13 protein-coding genes are annotated in these 20190 nt (G+C 29.9%); 6 read left to right on the top strand and 7 right to left on the bottom strand.

The window, feature by feature from the left end; genetic code table 11:
• Positions 1-2478 (bottom strand): M14 family metallopeptidase, encoded by a 2478-nt coding sequence (locus H0I29_RS17820; protein WP_218753827.1) that lies wholly within the window; start codon positions 2476-2478, stop codon positions 1-3.
• Positions 2479-2677: 199 nt separating this feature from the next.
• On the opposite strand from H0I29_RS17820, the gene bshC reads away from it, so the two are divergent.
• Positions 2678-4270 carry a bacillithiol biosynthesis cysteine-adding enzyme BshC gene (gene bshC / locus H0I29_RS17815; protein WP_218753825.1) on the top strand — a complete coding sequence of 531 codons (1593 nt, stop codon included), beginning with the start codon at positions 2678-2680 and terminating at the stop codon, positions 4268-4270.
• A gap of 186 nt (positions 4271-4456) precedes the next feature.
• Complete coding sequence (rlmF, locus tag H0I29_RS17810; RefSeq protein WP_218753823.1) at positions 4457-5311, top strand: 23S rRNA (adenine(1618)-N(6))-methyltransferase RlmF; 855 nt, start codon at positions 4457-4459, stop codon at positions 5309-5311.
• A gap of 288 nt (positions 5312-5599) precedes the next feature.
• On the opposite strand, the gene H0I29_RS17805 is transcribed toward rlmF, so the two are convergent.
• On the bottom strand, positions 5600-6202 hold the full coding sequence (locus tag H0I29_RS17805; RefSeq protein WP_218753821.1) for a hypothetical protein: 603 nt from the start codon (positions 6200-6202) through the stop codon (positions 5600-5602).
• 149 nt (positions 6203-6351) lie between these two features.
• On the opposite strand from H0I29_RS17805, the gene H0I29_RS17800 reads away from it, so the two are divergent.
• Positions 6352-7836, top strand: a complete 1485-nt coding sequence (locus H0I29_RS17800; RefSeq protein ID WP_218753819.1) for a hypothetical protein — start codon at positions 6352-6354, stop codon at positions 7834-7836.
• Positions 7837-7846: 10 nt separating this feature from the next.
• On the opposite strand, the gene H0I29_RS17795 is transcribed toward H0I29_RS17800, so the two are convergent.
• The 4 genes from H0I29_RS17795 to argS form a co-directional block, all read right to left on the bottom strand.
• Positions 7847-8125, bottom strand: coding sequence for a hypothetical protein (locus tag H0I29_RS17795; protein WP_218753817.1), 279 nt, complete (start codon positions 8123-8125; stop codon positions 7847-7849).
• 138 nt (positions 8126-8263) lie between these two features.
• Positions 8264-8638: a LysM peptidoglycan-binding domain-containing protein gene (locus H0I29_RS17790; protein WP_218753815.1), complete on the bottom strand. Its 375-nt coding sequence runs from the start codon at positions 8636-8638 to the stop codon at positions 8264-8266.
• Positions 8639-8811: 173 nt separating this feature from the next.
• Complete coding sequence (gene lpdA / locus H0I29_RS17785) at positions 8812-10200, bottom strand: dihydrolipoyl dehydrogenase (protein WP_218730849.1); 1389 nt, start codon at positions 10198-10200, stop codon at positions 8812-8814.
• 194 nt (positions 10201-10394) lie between these two features.
• Positions 10395-12170 carry an arginine--tRNA ligase gene (gene argS, locus H0I29_RS17780; protein ID WP_218753813.1) on the bottom strand — a complete coding sequence of 592 codons (1776 nt, stop codon included), beginning with the start codon at positions 12168-12170 and terminating at the stop codon, positions 10395-10397.
• Between the two features lie 189 nt (positions 12171-12359).
• Between argS and H0I29_RS17775 the strand changes: the two genes are divergently transcribed.
• Positions 12360-12884, top strand: coding sequence for a YkgJ family cysteine cluster protein (locus H0I29_RS17775; protein WP_068448536.1), 525 nt, complete (start codon positions 12360-12362; stop codon positions 12882-12884).
• A gap of 174 nt (positions 12885-13058) precedes the next feature.
• On the opposite strand, the gene H0I29_RS17770 is transcribed toward H0I29_RS17775, so the two are convergent.
• Complete coding sequence (locus tag H0I29_RS17770; RefSeq protein WP_218753811.1) at positions 13059-15164, bottom strand: thioredoxin domain-containing protein; 2106 nt, start codon at positions 15162-15164, stop codon at positions 13059-13061.
• 252 nt (positions 15165-15416) lie between these two features.
• Between H0I29_RS17770 and H0I29_RS17765 the strand changes: the two genes are divergently transcribed.
• Both H0I29_RS17765 and H0I29_RS17760 read left to right on the top strand, forming a co-directional pair.
• Positions 15417-17645 carry a glycoside hydrolase family 3 protein gene (locus tag H0I29_RS17765; protein WP_218753809.1) on the top strand — a complete coding sequence of 743 codons (2229 nt, stop codon included), beginning with the start codon at positions 15417-15419 and terminating at the stop codon, positions 17643-17645.
• Between the two features lie 205 nt (positions 17646-17850).
• Positions 17851-20106, top strand: a complete 2256-nt coding sequence (locus H0I29_RS17760) for a glycoside hydrolase family 3 N-terminal domain-containing protein (RefSeq protein ID WP_254712663.1) — start codon at positions 17851-17853, stop codon at positions 20104-20106.
• The last annotated feature ends 84 nt before the right edge of the window (positions 20107-20190 follow it).

Genomic DNA, 20190 nt, shown 5'->3' with positions numbered 1-20190 from the left:
TTATTTTAAATTATCAGAATTTAATAAGAAAACAGCATTAGCAACAAAAAGCTTTCCGTTGTCCCAGAAAGATCTAAATAAAGGATTGTCTACCATATAAATAATACTTCCGCTACCCATTTTTTCTTCACCAAATAATAAAGATTCTGGTACATTTTTAACAGCTTTACTTCCTGCATAACCAGAAATATTTTTGGTTCCTTTTTCAAAATAAGCAACATTTCCACCATTCTCTAAATAGTTAAAAGTTGATCCACTTAATTTTAAAGAAAAATATTCTTCAGTATAACCAAAAGCTAAAGGGTGTGTAGCATCAACTTTACTCTTAAAAATTGCACCTGTAATTAAATTCCCTATACTTTTTCTTTCTTGATTTGCATATGGTGTTAAATTACTTTCTGTAGTTTCTTCTTTAGATTTTTTTCGTTTCAATGAAAATCCTTTTTTATCAGCAAAACTATTTAAAGCTCCACCAATTGTAATTAAAGTTCCTCCAGAACGTGTAAAAGTTGATAATTTATCTAAAGTGTTTTGATTTAATACACTTCCGTAACGACCATCAGGAAGTATAATAACATCGTAATTAGAAAAATCTGTTCTGCTAAAATAATCTGAGTTTATTACAGTTAAAGGGTATTTTAATTCTTGTTCAAAAAAGTACCAAACTTCTCCGAAACTTAAAGAAGAAGTTCCATCACCAGAAAGTAAAGCAACTCTTTGTTTTTTAATTGGTTTTACACTAGCAGAACCAAAATCTAAACCAGTGTCTACAAAACCGGTAGAAACTGCTTGAATTTTTCTGTTGTTATTATTAGCTATTTCAAGTAATTTATCATCAAAATTAGCCATTCTATTATCGTTTCTTAGAATAACTAAAGTTCCTTTTTCGTAAGAATTTCCTTCTAAAGAAAATGACTTTTCAGCAAAACGAGGAGTCATATTTTCTTTTAATATAGCAGCTAAAAAAGTAGCGTCTTCAATACTATTCCACTTAGCAATGTAAGCGTAAGCGTTTTTATCAATAGAATTTGTAATACTTTGTGCAGTTGTATTAGTCGTAGAACTAACTTTTGTTTTAGAAGCAACAGCATTAAAACCGTAAGCATATGGTAAAGACCAAGCAGTAATATCATACGTTAAAGAATCTACTAATTTTGCCTTAGGTTCAAATAAAACCTGAACCATTGTTCCTTTTGGTTGATCTGTATGAATTATTAAATCTCCTTTAGAAGTTGTAAATTTTTCTTCTTTTTGAGTACTGTAATTATAACCTTTTACAGATCCGCTGTTTGCAAATTCGTATTTAATTTCGTGTTTATCTAATAAGCTTTTTAAACGATCTGTTTTATCATCATTATCATTCTTTAAAACAAAACTTTTGTAATCAGAATTATTGTTTTTAAAGAATTTTTTAAACTCGGTATTTAATTTTTCTGCATTTTTTGATGAAATTTCTACAGTAGATAAACCGGTTGTCATGTGGTGAGTTGCTCTAGCTTTTAAAGTTAAAACTTCACCTTCATTTGTGTCTATTCCTAAACCAGCACGTCCGTGACCCGCTTGTTCATACGTCATACCAATTGCTCCCATATAAATAGGATATGTGTCTCCGTAACTTGGGTATAACAAATCGAAACTTTCTTTTGTAAAATATAACCAACCTTCTTTATCAAAATAACTAGCGTGATTTTTACCTACTTGTGTTTGAAACTCAGTTTGCCATTCTGTAATAACTTCGTGAAAAGGAGCTGCTGCAGGAGCAAAATAATAAGGACTATTAATACCTTGTTCATGGAAATCTACATGAACATGTGGCATCCATTTGTTATACATTTTTATTCTTTGCTGAGATTCTACTTGAGTTGCCCAAGCCCAATCTCTATTTAAATCAAATAAATAATGATTTGGTCTTCCTCCTGGCCAAGGTTCATGATGTTCTTTGGCATCTTGATCAACATCAAAAGGTGTACTTTTTACTTGGTTGTACCAATTTACATAACGATCTCTTCCATCAGGGTTTACACAAGGGTCCATGATGATAACGGTGTTTTTTAACCAGTCTTTTTTATTGGTTACCAATTCGTAAATTGTTAACATAGAGGATTCTGTACTAGAAGCTTCATTACCATGTACATTGTAACTTAACCAAACAATGGCTTTTTTATTAACCGAATTGCCATCAATAATACCTGTTTGAGATAGATTTGATTTTCTAATATTTTCTAAATCATCTATATTTTCTTGAGAAGAAATATAGCTTAAATACAACGGTCTGTGCTCGTTGGTTTCTCCGTATTTTTCTAATTTTACATTAGTTAAAGTATTGCTAACGTATTTAAAATAGTCTACAACTTTATGATGTCTGGTAAAACGAGAACCAATTTCATAGCCTAAAAATTCGGAAGGAGATTGTACTGTTTGTGAAAAAAGGCTTCCTATAGTTAAGAAAGCAATACTAAAAAAGATTTTAAATTTCATAAATAAGAGTTTGGAAACCAAAAGTAAGAATATATTTTTTTGTTTTTCAGAAGATTGATTCTTTATCTTGTTAAAACTTTGTTAGATTGGATTGGCTCTTACGACAAAGGAAAAATTATTCGTATTTTTATCAAAAATTAATCAAACTAAATGAATTCTACTTCAGAATCTGATTGTTGCCAAAAAAGTGTTATTTAAGATGAAAGTAACACAGATACCATTTCAAAAAACAGGATTTTTTTCTAAGATAATGCTAGATTATTTAGAAAAGAAAGAGTCTATACAACCATTTTATAATAATTTTCCTGATATTTCTGGTTTTCATAGTCAGATAGAGGAGAAGCAAAAATCATTTAGATTGCAATCTAGATTGGTGTTGGTTGATGCTTTAAAAAATCAATATCAAGGATTTAATGTTTCAAAAAAAACGGAAGAAAATATAGAGAGCTTAAAGTTGCAAAATACATTTACTGTAGCTACAGGTCATCAATTAAATTTGTTTACAGGACCTTTATATTTCTTATATAAAATTCTTTCAACAATTAATTTGTGTGAAAAGTTATCAGAAAAATTTCCTGAACAAAATTTTGTTCCCATTTATTGGATGGCGACAGAAGATCATGATTTTGAAGAGATTAATTATTTTAATTTTGATGGAAAAAAAGTGCTTTGGAACCGAAAAGATGGTGGAGCAGTTGGACGATTTTCTACTGAAGGATTAGCTGCTGTTTTTGACGTTTTTTCGGAACACTTAGGGCATTCTAAAAATGCTGAATTTCTAAAAGAGTTATTTTCTGATGGATATTTAAAACATAATAACTTAGCGGATGCAACTCGTTATATTGCAAACGAATTATTTAGCGATTATGGTTTGATAATTATAGATGGAGATGACACTAGTCTAAAACAATCGTTTACCCCAATTGTAAAAGACGAACTAGAAAATGAAACTTCATTTAAAGCCGTTTCTAAAACAATTACAGATTTAGAAAAGAATTATAAAATTCAAGTAAACCCAAGAGAAATTAATTTATTTTATTTGGGTGATGATTTTAGAGAACGTATTATTTTAGAAGGAGGAGTTTACAAAGTAAACAATACGGATATTACTTTTTCTAAGGCTGAAATCTTAAAGGAAGTAGATGAAAATCCGAAATCATTTTCGCCAAACGTAATTATGAGACCTTTATACCAAGAGGTAATTTTACCAAATCTTTGTTATTTAGGCGGAGGAGGAGAGATGGCGTATTGGTTAGAATTAAAAGATTATTTTGAAGCAGTAGCCATTCCATTTCCTATTTTACTATTGCGTAATTCGGTACAAGTAGTATCAGAAAAACAAGCAAAAAAATTAGAGAAATTAAATATTTCTTTAGAAGAACTTTTTTTAAATCAACATGATTTATTATCTGAAAAAGTGAAAGAAAACTCTGATATAAAAGTAAACTTTGATGAAAAGATTCAGTTTTTAGAAAAGCAATTTATAGAACTCAAAGAAGTAGCTAAACAAACAGATATTTCTTTTGTAAATGCTGTAAATGCGCAAGAAAGAAAGCAAATTAAAGGTTTACAAAATTTACAAAAGCGTTTGTTAAAAGCAGAGAAAAAAAGACAAAAAGATTTAGTAGAAAGAATTATATTATTACAAAATGAAATTTTACCAAATCATAGTTTAGAAGAACGTCAGCGTAATTTTTCTGAATATTATTTAGAGTATGGTTCGTCATTTACAAAAGCATTAAAAATGGCATTAAAACCATTGCAATTAGAGTTTACAATTTTAGAGTTGTAATATTAGGAGAATGAGAGAAGCTACAGAGCTTCACCGAGTTTTTTTTAGCAATTGCGAAATCTCATAATTTTTTTTTAATTTTTAAAACTTACATTATAAATTCAGCTTATATAGCCTACTTTTGACAAGCTGTTATAATCAGTGAAATTTGTGTAAATTATTTACACAATAATTACATCAAATAGAATGAAAGACAAAGGATTACACCCAAAAAATAAATTCAACAAAGGCTATAACTTTGATGAATTAAGTACCATAAACCCAGCATTAAAGCAATATGTTGCTAAAAATCAATTTGACACTGTTACCATAGATTTTTCGAACCCTGATGCAGTAAAAGAATTGAATAAAGCTTTATTATTTTCTTTAGATAAAATTTCTACTTGGAATTTTGGCGATAAAAATTTATGTCCACCAATACCTGGTCGTTTAGATTACATTCATCACTTAGCAGATTTGTTATCAGAAGAAAAAGATATTAAAATTTTAGATATCGGTACAGGTGCTACAGGTATTTATCCATTATTAGGAATTGCAGAATATGATTGGAGTTTTGTTGCTACAGATATCGATTTAGATTCTTTAGATACTGCCCAAGATATTATGGATGATAATAATTTTACAAATAAAATAGAATTACGTCAGCAATTAAATGAGGAGCAAATTTTAAAAGGAGTTTTAAAAGATACCGATTCATTTTCTGCAACAATGTGTAATCCGCCTTTTTACAAATCGGCAGAAGAAGCACAAGGAGCTAATGGAAGAAAATCTAGAAACTTAGGTAATAACGCTGTTAGAAACTTTGCCGGAAATAACAATGAACTTTGGTACGTAGGTGGTGAAAAAGCTTTTTTACATAATTATTTATATGAAAGTTCTTTGTTTCCTAAAAGTAGTAAATGGTTTACTAGTTTAGTTTCTAAGAAAGAAAACGTAAAGAGTTTAGAAAAGTCTTCTGCAAAATTAGGGGCTGTTGAATTCAAAATTATTCCGATGCACCAAGGAAATAAAGTAACCAGAATTGTTGCTTGGAGGTTTTAATTAAAGGTTCTTTAATTTTTTCAGAGGAAAAATATATTTTTAAAAAAGGTTCAATCAATTTATAAATTGATTGAACCTTTTTTTATGAGATTTCTCACTTGCTAAAAAATCTAATTTCTAAATGATATTCGGTTTGTTATTGGGAACCGGAATACAGTTTGTCATTCCGAATGAGGAAGGAACGAAGAAGAATCTCATGATGGATTGAAGTGTTTTTTGTAAGATTTAATAATATTGGTGTTGTAATTTTTTATGAGATTTAGCTCATTTAGAAATGACAAAAAAGATTTAGTTAAAAACCACATCATTAATTTTATACTTTTTACAAATAAAATGTAAAAGAGTATAAACCAACATGTGTACAAAAACTAAACAGATAAAGGCATATAAAGGCACTCCAAAAAGTTGATATGGCCAATAATAGGTCCAAACACCTAAATAAATAGTAATCACTTCTCCAAAAGCAGGAAGAATTAAAGCCAGTAAAATGGCCAGAAAAACCTTGTTTTTTTGAGTTTTCTCTTTTAATAAAGGAATTAAAGTACGTTCTAGTTTATACAAATAATGAAAAGCTAGCATCCAAGCAAAAGGCAGCCATAAAGGCAATTCTCTTGTAACTTCATGATATTCCCAATAACCATTTGCAACGCCCCAAGTTTCACCAATAATACCACCAAAACCAGTTAATAGCATGCCTATTAATAATAACCAGTTCTTGTTTTTTTTTGGCAGAATAATTTCCTTGTAAACGTTATGTATAATTTTTAGAACTAAAATACCTGCTATTATAGCGTCATATTCTTTTAAAACACCAATAAGAATTCCTGCAATTATTAATTTTAATAATGCTTTTAGCGTTTCTTTTAAGAATAGTTTTTTATTAGTAATCAATGTATTATTTCTTTTGTGACAAAAATAAGATTCTAAACTGAGTCAACTCTTCTTTTTTTATTAAATTGAATGGTATGAGTTCATTCTTTTGTGCATTGGAGTAAGAAAAAATAGATTAGTATGTTAAATTTGTTTTAAAGCAAACTCACATGAATAAAAAAACGTTTAAAATATTTTTACTAGTCGTATCTATTTTATCTATTTATAAAATTGTGGAGTATCGGGTTACAAAAAAAGTAGATGCTTATTTAAAAACACAACAATTAAGTTATGATGCTGTATCAGTAAATTTATTACTTGGTAATATTACTTTAAAGAATGTAGCAAGTGTAAAAGATAGTCTTCAATTTACAACAGAAAAATTAGAAATTGAAGATGTTTCTTATTATCAATATGTAAAAAACAAATCAATTTCTGTTAGGAATTTAAAAGTGCTGAATTCTAAAATTACAGGGAAGCTAATAAGTAAAAAAACTAAAAAAGGAGAGAGTACTAGTACATCCCAAAAAGCTCCTTTAGATTTAAAAATAGACAATATTCAGTTTGAGAATATAGAAATTGATATCATTAAGAATGATAACTATCCTTTAATTGTACAAAACATTTCTGTTGAAATGAATGGTTTTGAGTTGGATGATACTCAAAATAAAACGATTCCTTTTTTATATGATGATATAGAGATCTCAATGAGTAATTTTGAAACTCAGTATTCTAAAGTTCAGAAAGTTAAATTTTCTAAATTAAATTTTGAAAAAGACAATTTATCTTTAGACAGTTTAGAAATTAGGCCGTTAAAGTCGAGAGAAGAATATATCTATCATGTTTCTCAAGAAAAAGAATTAATGACTTTATTTAGTGAAAAAGTTGTTATTTCTGATATAAAAATAGTAGAAAAAGAAAAATTTCACGTCAGTGTAAACCATATTTTATTTGATGAAGTTTTTTTTAATTTATATTTAGACGGAACTGTTTTAGAGCACCCAAATATAAGGAAGGATTTGTATAGTAAAAGTCTTAGAAATTTACCTTTTAATATTGATGTAAAAAATGTAGATATTAAAAATTCTAAAATTGTTTATGAAGAATATATAATTGAAAACAACAAACCAGGTATTCTAATTTTCGACAAGTTACAGGCGCAAATAAGTAATATAAATAATAGTAGTGATAAAGCTACTAAGTTAACAACTGCAAAGATTCAATCTAATTTTATGAAACATTGTCCGTTGGATATTGAGTGGACATTTGATATTAATAATAAAAATGATAATTTTAGAATAACAGGAAGTTTGTTTGATGTGAATTCAAAAAACATGAGTTCTTTTTTATTACCTACCATGAATGTGAAAATGGATGGTTATATAGATAAAATGTATTTTGATTTTGAAGGAAATGATTTTGCCTCTAATGGGAAGTTAAATTTAGATTTTAAAAACTTTAACATTAAAGTTTTAGACAAAGACAAAACCAAAAATAAAGTGCTAAGTTGGTTGGCAAATCTATTTATAAAAGATTCTTCTAAAAACGGAATTGTAAAGGTAGAAACTGAAAATGTAGAAAGAGATACCACAAAATCTTTCTGGAATTTTTTCTGGATAAATGTTGAAAAAGGACTACAAAACTCTTTGATTTAACAGCTTAAATCTATGATTGTTTTTTTAACTTTTTATATTTTTTCTCATAAATAGTAAAAGAAACATAATAAGAAAGAAGGAAATAAACGCAAAAAATAGTAAGTACTTTAGAAACGAATTGCAGGGTTAAAAAACCTTGTACACTTTCTAGTAATTGAAAAACAATACCAAAAGGAATTGCAAAATAAAGACTTTGTAGCAGTGCGTATTTAACTCTATTATTTCTCTTTGCTTCCCAATACTCTATAAAGTTGTTTTTCTTAGATTTTGCAGATTTTTTAGAACTCATTTTTTGTTTTTATAATCTCAAAGATATATAAAACCAAAGAAATTTAGTTTGTTTTTTAATACTGTTTTTTTATCAATCAATAAAAACAAAAAAACCGAAGCAACTTGCTTCGGTTTAAATATGATGATCCGTTTATGCCTAGATATTAGGAATCACTAATTCTTGTCCTATTTGAATGGCATCAGGATTCGTTAAAATATTTGTGTTAGCTTCAAAAATAACATTGTATTTTCCAGACTTTCCGTAATATTTTTTAGATATTTTACTTAAAGTATCTCCACTTTTTACAGTATGAGATGCAAAAATAGAAGTATCAGCAACTTCAATATTTGCTTGTATATCTGTAGGGCTATCACCACCTACTTCTTTTATTTTATCCCAAAGAAGGTTTTTTTCATATTGGTTTTTTGCAGTACCTGTTAAGTGTAAAACACCATTTTCTTCTTTTACATCACCGTTTTCAATTGCTAATTGTTCTCCTAAATCTAATACACTTTGATATTTTGTTTTCATTTTATTTTTTAGTTATCGTTAATACTTTAAAGATACAAAAAAACCGAAGCAAGAAGCTTCGGTTTTCGATAAAAGTACTGTTTTTATCGTTAGAATTAAACTATCGTAAATAATATTACTTTTTTCTGTCAGATTCGTATTTCTAATGTGCTACAAATCTAATAATCTATATTTTATAAATGAATCACTTCATCATAAGCGTCAGCAACAGCTTCCATAACTGCTTCACTCATGGTTGGGTGAGGGTGAATTGTTTTTAAAACTTCATGACCAGTAGTTTCTAATTTACGTCCTAAAACTGCTTCAGCAATCATATCTGTAACACCAGCACCAATCATATGGCATCCTAACCATTCTCCGTATTTTGCATCAAAAATTACTTTTACAAAACCTTCTGTAGCTCCAGATGCAGTTGCTTTACCAGATGCAGAAAATGGAAATTTACCAACTTTTAAATCGTAACCCGCTTCTTTAGCTTTAGCTTCAGTCATACCAACAGATGCAATTTCTGGAGTAGCATACGTACAACCAGGAACGTTTCCGTAATCGATTGGCTCTGTATGTAAACCAGCTAATTTCTCAACACAAGTAATTCCTTCTGCAGAAGCAACGTGTGCTAAAGCTTGTCCAGGAACCACATCACCAATAGCATAATAACCAGGTATGTTAGTTTGATAAAAATCGTTTACTAAGATTTTATCTCTGTCAACAATAATTCCAACATCTTCTAAACCAATGTTTTCAATGTTAGATTTAATTCCAACTGCAGATAATAAGATATCAGCCGTTAAAGTTTCCTCTCCTTTTTTAGTTTTTACAGTAGCAACAACACCTTCACCAGAAGTATCAACAGATTCTACAGAAGAATTTGTCATTACTTTAATACCTGCTTTTTTAATTGATTTTTCAAATTGTTTAGAAACATCAATATCTTCAACTGGTACTACATTAGGCATAAATTCTACAATAGTAACATCAGTTCCCATAGAGTTATAAAAGTGAGCAAACTCAACACCAATTGCTCCAGAACCTACAACAATCATAGATTTTGGTTGCGTAGGTAAACTCATTGCTTGTCTATAACCAATTACTTTTTTACCATCTTGAGGTAAATTAGGTAATTCTCTAGAACGTGCACCTGTAGCAATAATAATATTGTCTGCACTATATTCAGTTACTGTTCCATCCTCGGCAGTAACATCTACTTTTTTACCAGTTTTAATTTTACCAAAACCGTTAATAATATCAATTTTGTTTTTCTTCATTAAAAAAGCAACACCTTTGCTCATTCCTTCAGCAACACCACGACTTCTTTTAATTACAGCATCAAAATCTTTATCAATAGCTTCTGCTTTTAAACCATATTGGTCAACATGCTTTAAATAATCATAAACCTGTGCAGATTTTAACAATGCTTTTGTAGGTATACATCCCCAGTTTAGGCAAATTCCACCTAAGCTTTCTTTCTCTACAATGGCAACTTTAAAGCCTAATTGAGAAGCTCTAATACCTGTAACATAACCTCCAGGTCCACTTCCAATAATAATGATGTCGTATTTCATAATTGTATATTTAACTTTTTATTTTTATCTATGTTACTTCTAGTGATTTTTTTAAATCGTATCCAGAAGTTGGGCGTTTTAACAGGCTTTCCGTTGTATCTTTTGCTAAAAAAGCAAAAGGATGCCACTTCAATCCCTAACGCTTGCTAATTTACTAACTTTTGGTCTTACAGCCAATGTAAGATTCAACTAATTTACATTCTCTCCGGAACTTTAATTCCTAATAATAAAAATGCAGATTTTATAGTATCAGCTACTTTTTTAGATAATTGAACTCTAAAAGCTTTTTTATCTAAATCTTGTTCTCCTAAAATATGTACATTCTGATAAAAAGAATTAAACTCTTTTACCAAATCGTATGTATAATTTGCAATAATTGCTGGCGAATAATTGGCAGCAGCTTGTTGCACCGTTTCTGGATATAACTCTAATTGTTTTAGTAATTCTTTTTCCTTTTCGTGTAATTCTGTCTTTACAGGTTGTGAGTAATCAAAATCTGCTTTTCTAATTATAGACTGAATTCTAGCATAGGTATACTGAATAAAAGGACCTGTATTTCCCTGAAAATCTACAGAAGATTTAGGGTCGAACAAGATTCTCTTTTTAGGATCTACTTTTAAAATAAAGTATTTTAAAGCACCTAAACCAATGGTTTCGTATAATTCGTTTTTCTCTTCATCAGAATAACCGTCTAGTTTTCCTAATTCTTCAGAAATTTCTTTGGCAGTTGCCGTCATTTCATCCATTAAATCATCTGCATCTACAACAGTTCCTTCTCTAGATTTCATTTTACCAGAAGGTAAATCTACCATTCCGTAACTTAAATGATGCAATTGTTTTGCCCAATCAAATCCTAATTTCTTTAAAATTAAGAATAATACTTGAAAATGATAATCTTGCTCGTTTCCAACCGTATACACCATTCCTCCAACATCTGCATAATCTTTTACACGTTGTATAGCGGTACCAATATCTTGCGTCATATAAACAGCTGTTCCATCAGAACGTAAAACGATTTTCTCGTCTAATCCATCTTCGGTTAAATCACACCAAACAGAACCGTCTTCTTTTTTGTAGAAAACACCTTTTTCTAAACCTTGTGCAACTACATCCTTTCCTAATAAGTAGGTGTTACTTTCATAATATAAAGTGTCAAAATTTACTCCCATACTTTTATAAGTAACCTCAAAACCAGCATATACCCAAGAGTTCATTTCTTTCCAAAGAGCAACAACTTCTTCATCTCCAGCTTCCCACTTCAACAACATTTGTTGTGCTTCTAGAAATAACGGAGCTTCTTTTTTAGCTTCGTCTTCTGTTTTACCTTCCGCAATTAATTGCGCAATTTCTTTCTTATATTCTTGGTCGAATTTTACATAGTAATTACCAACCAATTTATCACCTTTTAAACCTGTAGATTCTGGCGTTTCTCCGTTACCGAATTTTTCCCAAGCCAACATAGATTTACAGATATGAATACCTCTGTCGTTTATAATCTGAGTTTTATAGACTTTTTTACCTGCAGCTTTAACAATTTCAGCAACAGAATATCCTAATAAATTGTTACGAACGTGCCCTAAGTGTAAAGGTTTGTTGGTATTTGGAGAAGAGTATTCTACCATCACCGCTTTTTCATCCGCCTTTGGCGAAACCATACCGTAACTAGAATCAGGATAAATAGAATTGAAAAAGTTAGTATAAAAACTATCGTCAATTACTAGATTTAAGAAACCTTTTACTACGTTGTAATTGGTTATTTCGGCAACATTTTCTACTATATATTTACCTAAATCCTCACCAATTTGTACAGGATTTCCTTTTTTGTATCGCAATAAAGGGAATACTACTACTGTAATATCTCCTTCAAATTCTTTTCTGGTTGCCTGAAATTCTACTGTTGGAATCTCTATATTGTATAGTGCTAAAAACCCTTCTTTTACTTTGGTTTCTATAATGTTTTGAATGCTCATTTAGTATCGAAAATTGAAATGCAAAATTACGTTAAAAGATTAAAAGATTCAAGCCTTCACAATTAAAGATTTACAAGTTTAAATTAGATGAATTTTAAGTGATAAAATAGAAGTAATTGATGTGTAAGATAATTATGAAACCTTTTTTTAGAAATCTTGTTTTAAACTATTAAATTGTATTTTTGCACAATGGAAAAACGTCTAGAACAATTACCAAAATTAGCAGAAGAAGCTAAAAAGGAAAGTCTAAAGTACTTTGCGACGCTTAAGAAAAGAACGCCCAAAAATTTAGATTACGTTGTACAAGAATTGCATGATGCAGAATTTAAAAAAACAGATTGTTTAACCTGCGGAAATTGTTGTAAAACTACAAGTCCTATTTTTACGGATAAAGATGTAGAACGTATTTCTAAGCATTTAAAAATGAAAGTTGCCGGTTTTACAGAGCAATATTTAGAAAGAGATGAAGATGATTTTATGGTGTTAAAAACAGCACCTTGTTCTTTCTTTGATGAATCTGATAATACTTGTTTTATTTATGATGTTCGCCCAAAAGCTTGTTCTGAATATCCGCATACAAATAGAAAGAAGTTTATAAATATATCTGATTTAACGGTTGCAAATACAGCTATTTGTCCTGCTGCTTATTCTATTGTAGAAGCATTAAAAAAAGCAGTACCTATGGTTTCTAAAGTGAAAAAAAGAAGGAGTTAATTAGGGGAATTGTTAAATATATCTAAAAATAAAATTCAAATATTTTTTGGCACAGAAGTTGTTTATATAAAAATGAAAGCAACCTAGTAAACTGTTTTCATTGTGTAAATTATTTGAATTAGTTAGCATAACAAAAAACCATCTTAAACGAGATGGTTTTTTTAGTTTTGTATATTATTTCTGTATGAGCTCAATGGCCTTATTAGTTTCTTTTTGAGGTAATTTACAAGTACCTAAATTACAGACGTAAATGTAAGTTTCATCTTCTACAAATTTATCTTTTAATAGAGGAACATTTTCATTTTCATTTGCAGAACCTACAATTATAATATTTGGTATATAATGATCTAATAACTCATTTTTAATATTTTGTGCTTCATTTCCTACAATTGCAACTTCATAAAAAGGTTTGGTATAATTGGTCATTAAATTTAACCAATTACTAAAACCCGTAGGACTTTCTAAAATGTGATTGTGCATATTATGAAGCATTTGTTTTGCCATTTTAGTGTAATTTGCATCGTAATAATAAAGGCTCAACTTAAACAAACAGTTAGCTAAAATAGAATTAGGAGAAGCAATTACATTATCATCAACTTTTACTTTTCTAGATATTAAATTTTTACTTTTATTAGAAGTAAAATAAAACATATTGTTTTCTGTATTTTTATAATTGTCTAAAGTAAAGTCCATTAATTTTTTAGATGTTGTTAACCATTTTTCATCAAGAGTTACTTCATATAAATTGATAAAGGCATCTATTAACGAAGCATAATCTTCGGAATATGCATTAATAGTACTTTTTCCATTTTTGTAATTTCGATACAGATTTCCGTCTTTTTGCAATTGATTGTTTAAAATAAAATTTGCATTTTTAAGTGCGGCTTTTAAATAATCTTCGTTTTTTATAGCTTTATAAGCATCTAGGTACCCTTTTATCATTAAGGCATTCCAAGAGGTTAAAACTTTATCGTCTAAATTTGGTTTTACTTTTTGTTTTCTTACTTTTTTAAGAATTGTTTTCCAGTTTTTAATTTTAATTGAAAGTGCGTCCGTACTTATTTTATGTTTGTTTGCAAAAGCTACATTGGTAGAATTTCTGATTAAAACATATCTGTCTTTTTCCCATAGACCAAAATCATTTATATTATAATAATCTTCAAACAGAGCGTAATCATCAGTAATTAAATCTTGCAATTCTTGTTTTGTAAAATAATAATAAGCACCTTCTTCTAATTCATTCTCTATGTTTTTACTATCGGCATCTAAAGAAGAAAAGAACGTTCCATTTTTATCTGTTAATTCTTGATTTACAAAATCTAAAGTTTCTTCAATCGTCGTCTTGTACAACTTCTTTTTATCATTTTGATAAGCTTTGGCATACAAACTAACAAGTTGAGCATTGTCATAAAGCATTTTTTCAAAATGTGGAATGTGCCATTTCTTATCCGTAGAATATCTAGAGAAACCACCATTTATGTGGTCATAAATTCCACCAAAAGCCATTTTTGTTAAGGTAGTCTCTAAATGTTTTTTTACACCTTCATCTTCAAATTGATAACCGTACCTTAATAAGAACTCATAAGAATTTGGCATTGGGAATTTAATATCACTTTTTTCACCACCATAAATAGTGTCAAAGTCTTGTTGCCATTTTAAAACTGCTTTTTTTAGTTCTGTATCTGTAAACTCGGCTTTGTCTTCTTTTAATGTAATTAATTCTGATTGTTGTAAACCTTCTGTAAGTTTTGCTGCAAATTCTATAGCTTTTTCTGGAGTTTCTTTATACAGTTTAGAGATGTTTAATAAAATTTCTTGCCATTGTTTTTTTGTAAAATAAGTTCCTCCAAAAATGGGTCTTCCATCTGGTAATGCTATACAGTTAAGTGGCCAGCCACCACTACCAGTCATTAATTGTACGGCATTTAAATACACATTATCTACATCTGGTCTTTCTTCTCTATCAACTTTAATATTAATAAAGTTTTCGTTCATTATTTGGGCAATAGAATCATTTTCAAAACTCTCTTCTTCCATTACATGACACCAATGGCAAGCAGAATAGCCAATAGAAATAATAATTAGCTTATTCTCGTCTTTGGCAAGTTGTAAAGTTTTATCATTCCAAGCTTTCCAATTTACAGGATTGTTTGCGTGCTGTAACAAATAAGGACTCGTTTCGTTGGCTAATTCATTTTGACTAGCTGTTTCTCTGTCTTTGTTACAACTTAAACAGAGTATTATACATAAATAGAATAAGGTTTTAGTAATGAGTCTCAAGCTTTTATTTTTATTAAAAATTAAATTAAAATATCAATAGGACTAAAGTATTATAAAACTCTAATTTAAAAAACTCTTTTGATGCAAAATCTAAAGCATCAAGTAACTCATATGTGTTATAGCCATATAAAATGGGGTGGTAAGGTAGTAATTGCAACAAATGTTTTAATCTTAGTTCAAATAGTTTTATTCATATATTTAGTTAAATAGTAGTTTTATCAAAAATAGTAAACAATTAAATAAACTTTAAATATGAGACTAGCGTTGAAAAAAAATATTTCTGTATTCGTTTTTGTTTTGTGCTTACAGATTTCATATACGAAAGCACAAGATAAAATACCACAAATTCAATTAGAGAAAAATGAAGTTTCTACTGCGTTTATAGAAGCCAAAATAGATAGTATTATTGCTGTTTTAACTTTAGAAGAAAAAGTAGCAATGACACATGCGCAGTCTAAATTTAGTACTAAAGGAGTTGCAAGATTAGGAATTCCAGAAGTTTGGATGTCTGATGGACCACATGGAGTTAGAGAAGAAATTAGTTGGGATGCTTGGGAGAATGCAGGTTGGACCAATGATGCTATTACTGCTTTTCCGGCACTTACATGTTTGGCGGCAACTTTTAATCCAGAATTAGCAGAGAATTATGGTTTTAGTTTAGGTGAAGAAGCAAAATATAGAGAAAAAGAGGTTTTATTAGGTCCTGGTGTAAATATTTATAGAACGCCCATGAATGGTAGAAATTTTGAATATTTAGGTGAAGATCCTTTTTTAGCTTCCACTATGGTAGTTCCTTATATTAAAGGGGTTCAAGACAATGGTATTGCCGCTTGTGTAAAACATTTTGCTCTAAATAATCAAGAGCATTTAAGAGATAAAATTAATGTAGAAGTAGGTGATAGAGCATTGCATGAGATTTATTTACCAGCATTTAAAGCAGCGGTGCAAAAAGGAAATGTTTGGGCATTAATGGGCGCTTATAATAAATTTAGAGGTCAGTACACTACCCATAATAAAATTCTACATAAAATTTTAAAAACAGATTGGGGCTTTGATGGAGTTGTAATTAGTGATTGGAGTTCTGTACATTCTACCAAAGAAGCAGCTTTATATGGTGTAGATATGGAAATGGGGACAGGAACAGACGGTTTGGGAACTACAACCAATAATCATTATCAACATTATTATTTAGCAAATCCGTTTTTAAAAGCGATAAAAAATGGGGAGTTAAGTGAAGATTTGGTAGACAATAAAGTACGTAGAATATTAAGGTTGATGTATCGTACAAACTTAAACCCGAATAGAACTTTAGGGAAATTGAATACAGATAAGCATCTAGAAGTGGCTAGAAAAGTAGCAACAGAAGGAATTGTTTTGTTAAAAAATGAAGATAATTTCTTTCCTATTCAGGATAAAAAAGGAATTACAATTGCCGTTATTGGAGAAAATGCAACAAGAGATATGACACAAGGTGGAGGATCTTCTCAATTAAAACCGCTTTTTGAAATTTCTCCTTTGCAAGGGATAAAAGATAGATACAAAAATGCAACGATTATTCATACAATGGGCTATGAGTCTGGTGTCTCTGTTTATGATAAAATTTTACTAGCTAATTTAGACCAAGATTCTTTGTATGTAAAAGCAATTGAAGTTGCAAAAAAAGCGGACATCGTTCTTTTTGTGGGCGGTTTAAATAAAAGTCATCACCAAGATAGTGAGGGAGATGATAGAAAAGTTTTTGATTTGCCTTACGGACAAGAAAAATTAATAAATGGAATTCAAAAAGTTAATGAAAAATTAGGTTTGTTATTGGTTACAGGAAATGCGGTAAAAATGCCTTGGATTTCTAAAACAAAAGGAATTTTACAAACTTGGTATTTGGGTAGTATGGCTGGTCATGCAATAGCAGACGTTGTTAGTGGAGATGTAAACCCTTCAGGGAAACTTCCTTTTTCTTTTCCAAAAGAATTAAATGACAATGCAGCACATGCTTTCGGACAAATATCGTATCCAGGAGATGGCGTTAATCAAAATTATAGCGAAGGTATTTTAGTCGGATATAGATGGTTTGATACCCGAAAAATAAAACCTCAATATGCTTTCGGATTTGGTTTATCTTATACTGATCTTAAAATTTCTGATGTAAAAATCGATCAAAAAAAATATGCTAAGAATGATCAAATAAAAATAACTTTTGATGTTGCAAACACCGGAGATAGAGCAGGAGCAGAAGTTGTACAAGTATATGTTGGTAAACATAAATCTAAAGTAGAAAGAGCTTTAAAAGAATTAAAAGGATTTTCGAAAATTTATTTAGATAAAGGAACTAAAAAAACGAGTATAATTACTATTGATGCATCCACATTAGCCTATTATAATCCAGAAATTTCAGACTGGACTGTAGAGGAAGGAACTTATTATTTATACGTAGGTAACGCATCCAATAATATTGTGAAAAAGATAAAATTTGATTTGTTTTAATTTGAGTTGATTAAAGTGGAAAAGCAGTATGAATTTAATTTTGTACTGCTTTTTTTTAGTAAAAAATGAGTCACTCTTTATATAATTACTAAAAATGTAGACATAACTAAAGAGAAAGTAAAAAGTAGCCTTTGTAATTTTCATGAATTAAAGACGCAAAAAATACTTTTTTGATAGAAAATAAACCAACAAAATGAATAATATTATGAAAAAAACATTCCTTTTATTACTGTTATTGGTAACAACTATAAGTTGTAAAGAAAACAAGAAGTTGTCTTCTGCAGAAGACACAACGGATGAAGCAAAGATTGAAGTATTACTCTCTAAAATGTCTTTAGAAGAAAAAATAGGGCAAACCAATTTAAGAGGTATGCACAGTACAGAAAATGAACTTCCAGAAAAATTAATATCAGCTGTTAAAAAAGGAGAAGTTGGTGCTTTTTTAAACATTATGAATTTAGACTATGTAGATGAATTACAGAGAATCGCGGTTGAAGAGAGTTCAAACGGAATTCCATTAATTTTTGGTAGAGACGTAATTCATGGTTTTAAAACTATTTTTCCAATTCCATTGGGATTAGCCGCTACTTGGAATACTCAAATAGTAGAAAAATCTTCTGAAATAGCTGCTTTTGAGGCTACGTCATCAGGTATACGATGGACGTTTGCCCCAATGTTAGACATTGCAAGAGATAGCCGATGGGGAAGAATTGCAGAGTCTCCAGGAGAAGATCCTTATTTAGCAACCGTTTTAGGTGCTGCTTATATTAAAGGTTTTCAAGGAAATAATTTAAGCAACCCTTACAGAATTGCGGCTTCTGCAAAACATTATATTGCCTATGGAGCTGCCATTGGAGGTAGAGATTATAACACGGTTAATTTAAGTGAACCTCTTTTAAGAAACATTTATTTACCACCATTTAAAGCAGCTATAAATGCTGGTGCTGCAACTGTAATGAGTTCTTTTAATGAAATAAACGGAATTCCAGCAACAGGACATGAGTTTCTATTAAAGGATGTTTTAAGAGGAGAATTACAATTTGATGGCTTTGTAGTAAGTGATTGGGATTCGGTTACAGAAATGATTGCTCATGGTTTTGCAAGTGATGAAAAACATGCTGCAGAATTAGCTGCGAAAGCAGGGTTGGACATGGAAATGAATAGTGAAGCTTACGAAAGCCATTTAAAAGAATTGATTGAAGAAGAAAAGGTAACTATAGAAGAATTAGATGAATTTGTACGTAATATTCTACGAATTAAATTTAGACTTGGTCTTTTTGAAAATCCGCATAGAAACAAAGAACATACGGGTAACTTGTATGCAGAAAGTCATCTAGAAGAGGCTAAAAAAGCAGCGATTGAAAGTACGGTGTTGTTAAAAAACAAGAATTCTATTTTACCTCTTTCGGAGAAAACAAATATTGCAATTATTGGACCTTTGGCAAATGCACCACACGAACAATTAGGAACTTGGGCTTTTGATGGAGAAAAAGAACACACCAATACACCTTTAGATGCATATAAAAAAGCAAATGCAAATTTTACGTTCGCAAATGGATTAGGGCATAGTAGAGATGTCTCTACAGAAGGGTTTAAAGAAGCTATAAATAACGCAGAAAAATCTGATATTATTTTATTTTTTGGAGGAGAAGAAGCAATTTTATCTGGTGAAGCACATAGTAGAGCAAACATTAATTTACCAGGAGCTCAAGAAGAATTAATTAACGAATTGGCTAAAACAGGAAAACCTATTGTTTTAGTAATTATGGCAGGTAGACCCATTACCATTACAAATATTATAGATAAAATAGATGCTGTTTTAATGGCATGGCACCCCGGAACAATGGGAGGTGAGGCTTTGTATGAAATTGTACATGGAATAAAATCTCCTGAAGGAAGATTGCCTGTTTCTTGGCCCAAAACAGCTGGTCAACTCCCGTATTTTTACAATCATAAAAATACAGGAAGACCTGCGGATAGCATTAATTTTATTCCGATGGATAAAATCCCTATTGCTGCATGGCAAAGTTCACTGGGTAATGATTCTCATTATTTAGATGTCGGTTTTACACCTCATTTTCCTTTTGGTTATGGCTTAACCTACACAACTTTTAAATATGCAGATATTTCTATATCTAAAGAGGTCATTAACTTTAATGAAGATTTAGAGGTTAAGGTATCCATTACAAATACAGGTAAAAATGACGGTAAAGAAATAGCACAACTCTATATACAAGATGTTGTTGGCAGCATTACTAGACCTGTTAAAGAGTTAAAAAGATTTGAGCATGTATTCTTAAAAAGTGGAGAAACAAAAGAAGTTACTTTTAAAATTTCGGCTAAAGATTTAGAGTTTGTCAATCATAAAATGATAAAAGCAGCAGAAGAAGGAGTGTTTAATATTTGGGTTGGACCAAATGCATCAGAAGGTTTAAAAACATCATTTTCTCTTAAAAAGTAAATATTAAAAGTTAGATTCAATGGTTCTTTGTGGTAGCAAAAGAGATATTTAATATATTATTTCCCTAGCTTCTGTTTAGGGAAA

Origin of the sequence: Polaribacter sp. R2A056_3_33 (assembly GCF_019278485.1) — a bacterium.
Lineage (GTDB): Bacteria > Bacteroidota > Bacteroidia > Flavobacteriales > Flavobacteriaceae > Polaribacter.
Note: the sequence above shows the minus strand (reverse complement) of the source record. Positions and strands in the feature narration are given on the sequence as shown.

Bases quoted from the DNA above. Each gene is read 5' to 3' on its own strand.
- H0I29_RS17790 (WP_218753815.1), bottom strand. From the start codon at position 8,638: ATGAAAACAAAATATCAAAGTGTATTAGATTTAGGAGAACAATTAGCA.
- H0I29_RS17800 (WP_218753819.1), top strand. From the start codon at position 6,352: ATGAATAAAAAAACGTTTAAAATATTTTTACTAGTCGTATCTATTTTA.
- bshC (WP_218753825.1), top strand. From the start codon at position 2,678: ATGAAAGTAACACAGATACCATTTCAAAAAACAGGATTTTTTTCTAAG.
- lpdA (WP_218730849.1), bottom strand. From the start codon at position 10,200: ATGAAATACGACATCATTATTATTGGAAGTGGACCTGGAGGTTATGTT.
- H0I29_RS17765 (WP_218753809.1), top strand. From the start codon at position 15,417: ATGAGACTAGCGTTGAAAAAAAATATTTCTGTATTCGTTTTTGTTTTG.
- H0I29_RS17795 (WP_218753817.1), bottom strand. From the start codon at position 8,125: ATGAGTTCTAAAAAATCTGCAAAATCTAAGAAAAACAACTTTATAGAG.
- argS (WP_218753813.1), bottom strand. From the start codon at position 12,170: ATGAGCATTCAAAACATTATAGAAACCAAAGTAAAAGAAGGGTTTTTA.
- rlmF (WP_218753823.1), top strand. From the start codon at position 4,457: ATGAAAGACAAAGGATTACACCCAAAAAATAAATTCAACAAAGGCTAT.
- H0I29_RS17775 (WP_068448536.1), top strand. From the start codon at position 12,360: ATGGAAAAACGTCTAGAACAATTACCAAAATTAGCAGAAGAAGCTAAA.
- H0I29_RS17820 (WP_218753827.1), bottom strand. From the start codon at position 2,478: ATGAAATTTAAAATCTTTTTTAGTATTGCTTTCTTAACTATAGGAAGC.
- H0I29_RS17760 (WP_254712663.1), top strand. From the start codon at position 17,851: ATGAAAAAAACATTCCTTTTATTACTGTTATTGGTAACAACTATAAGT.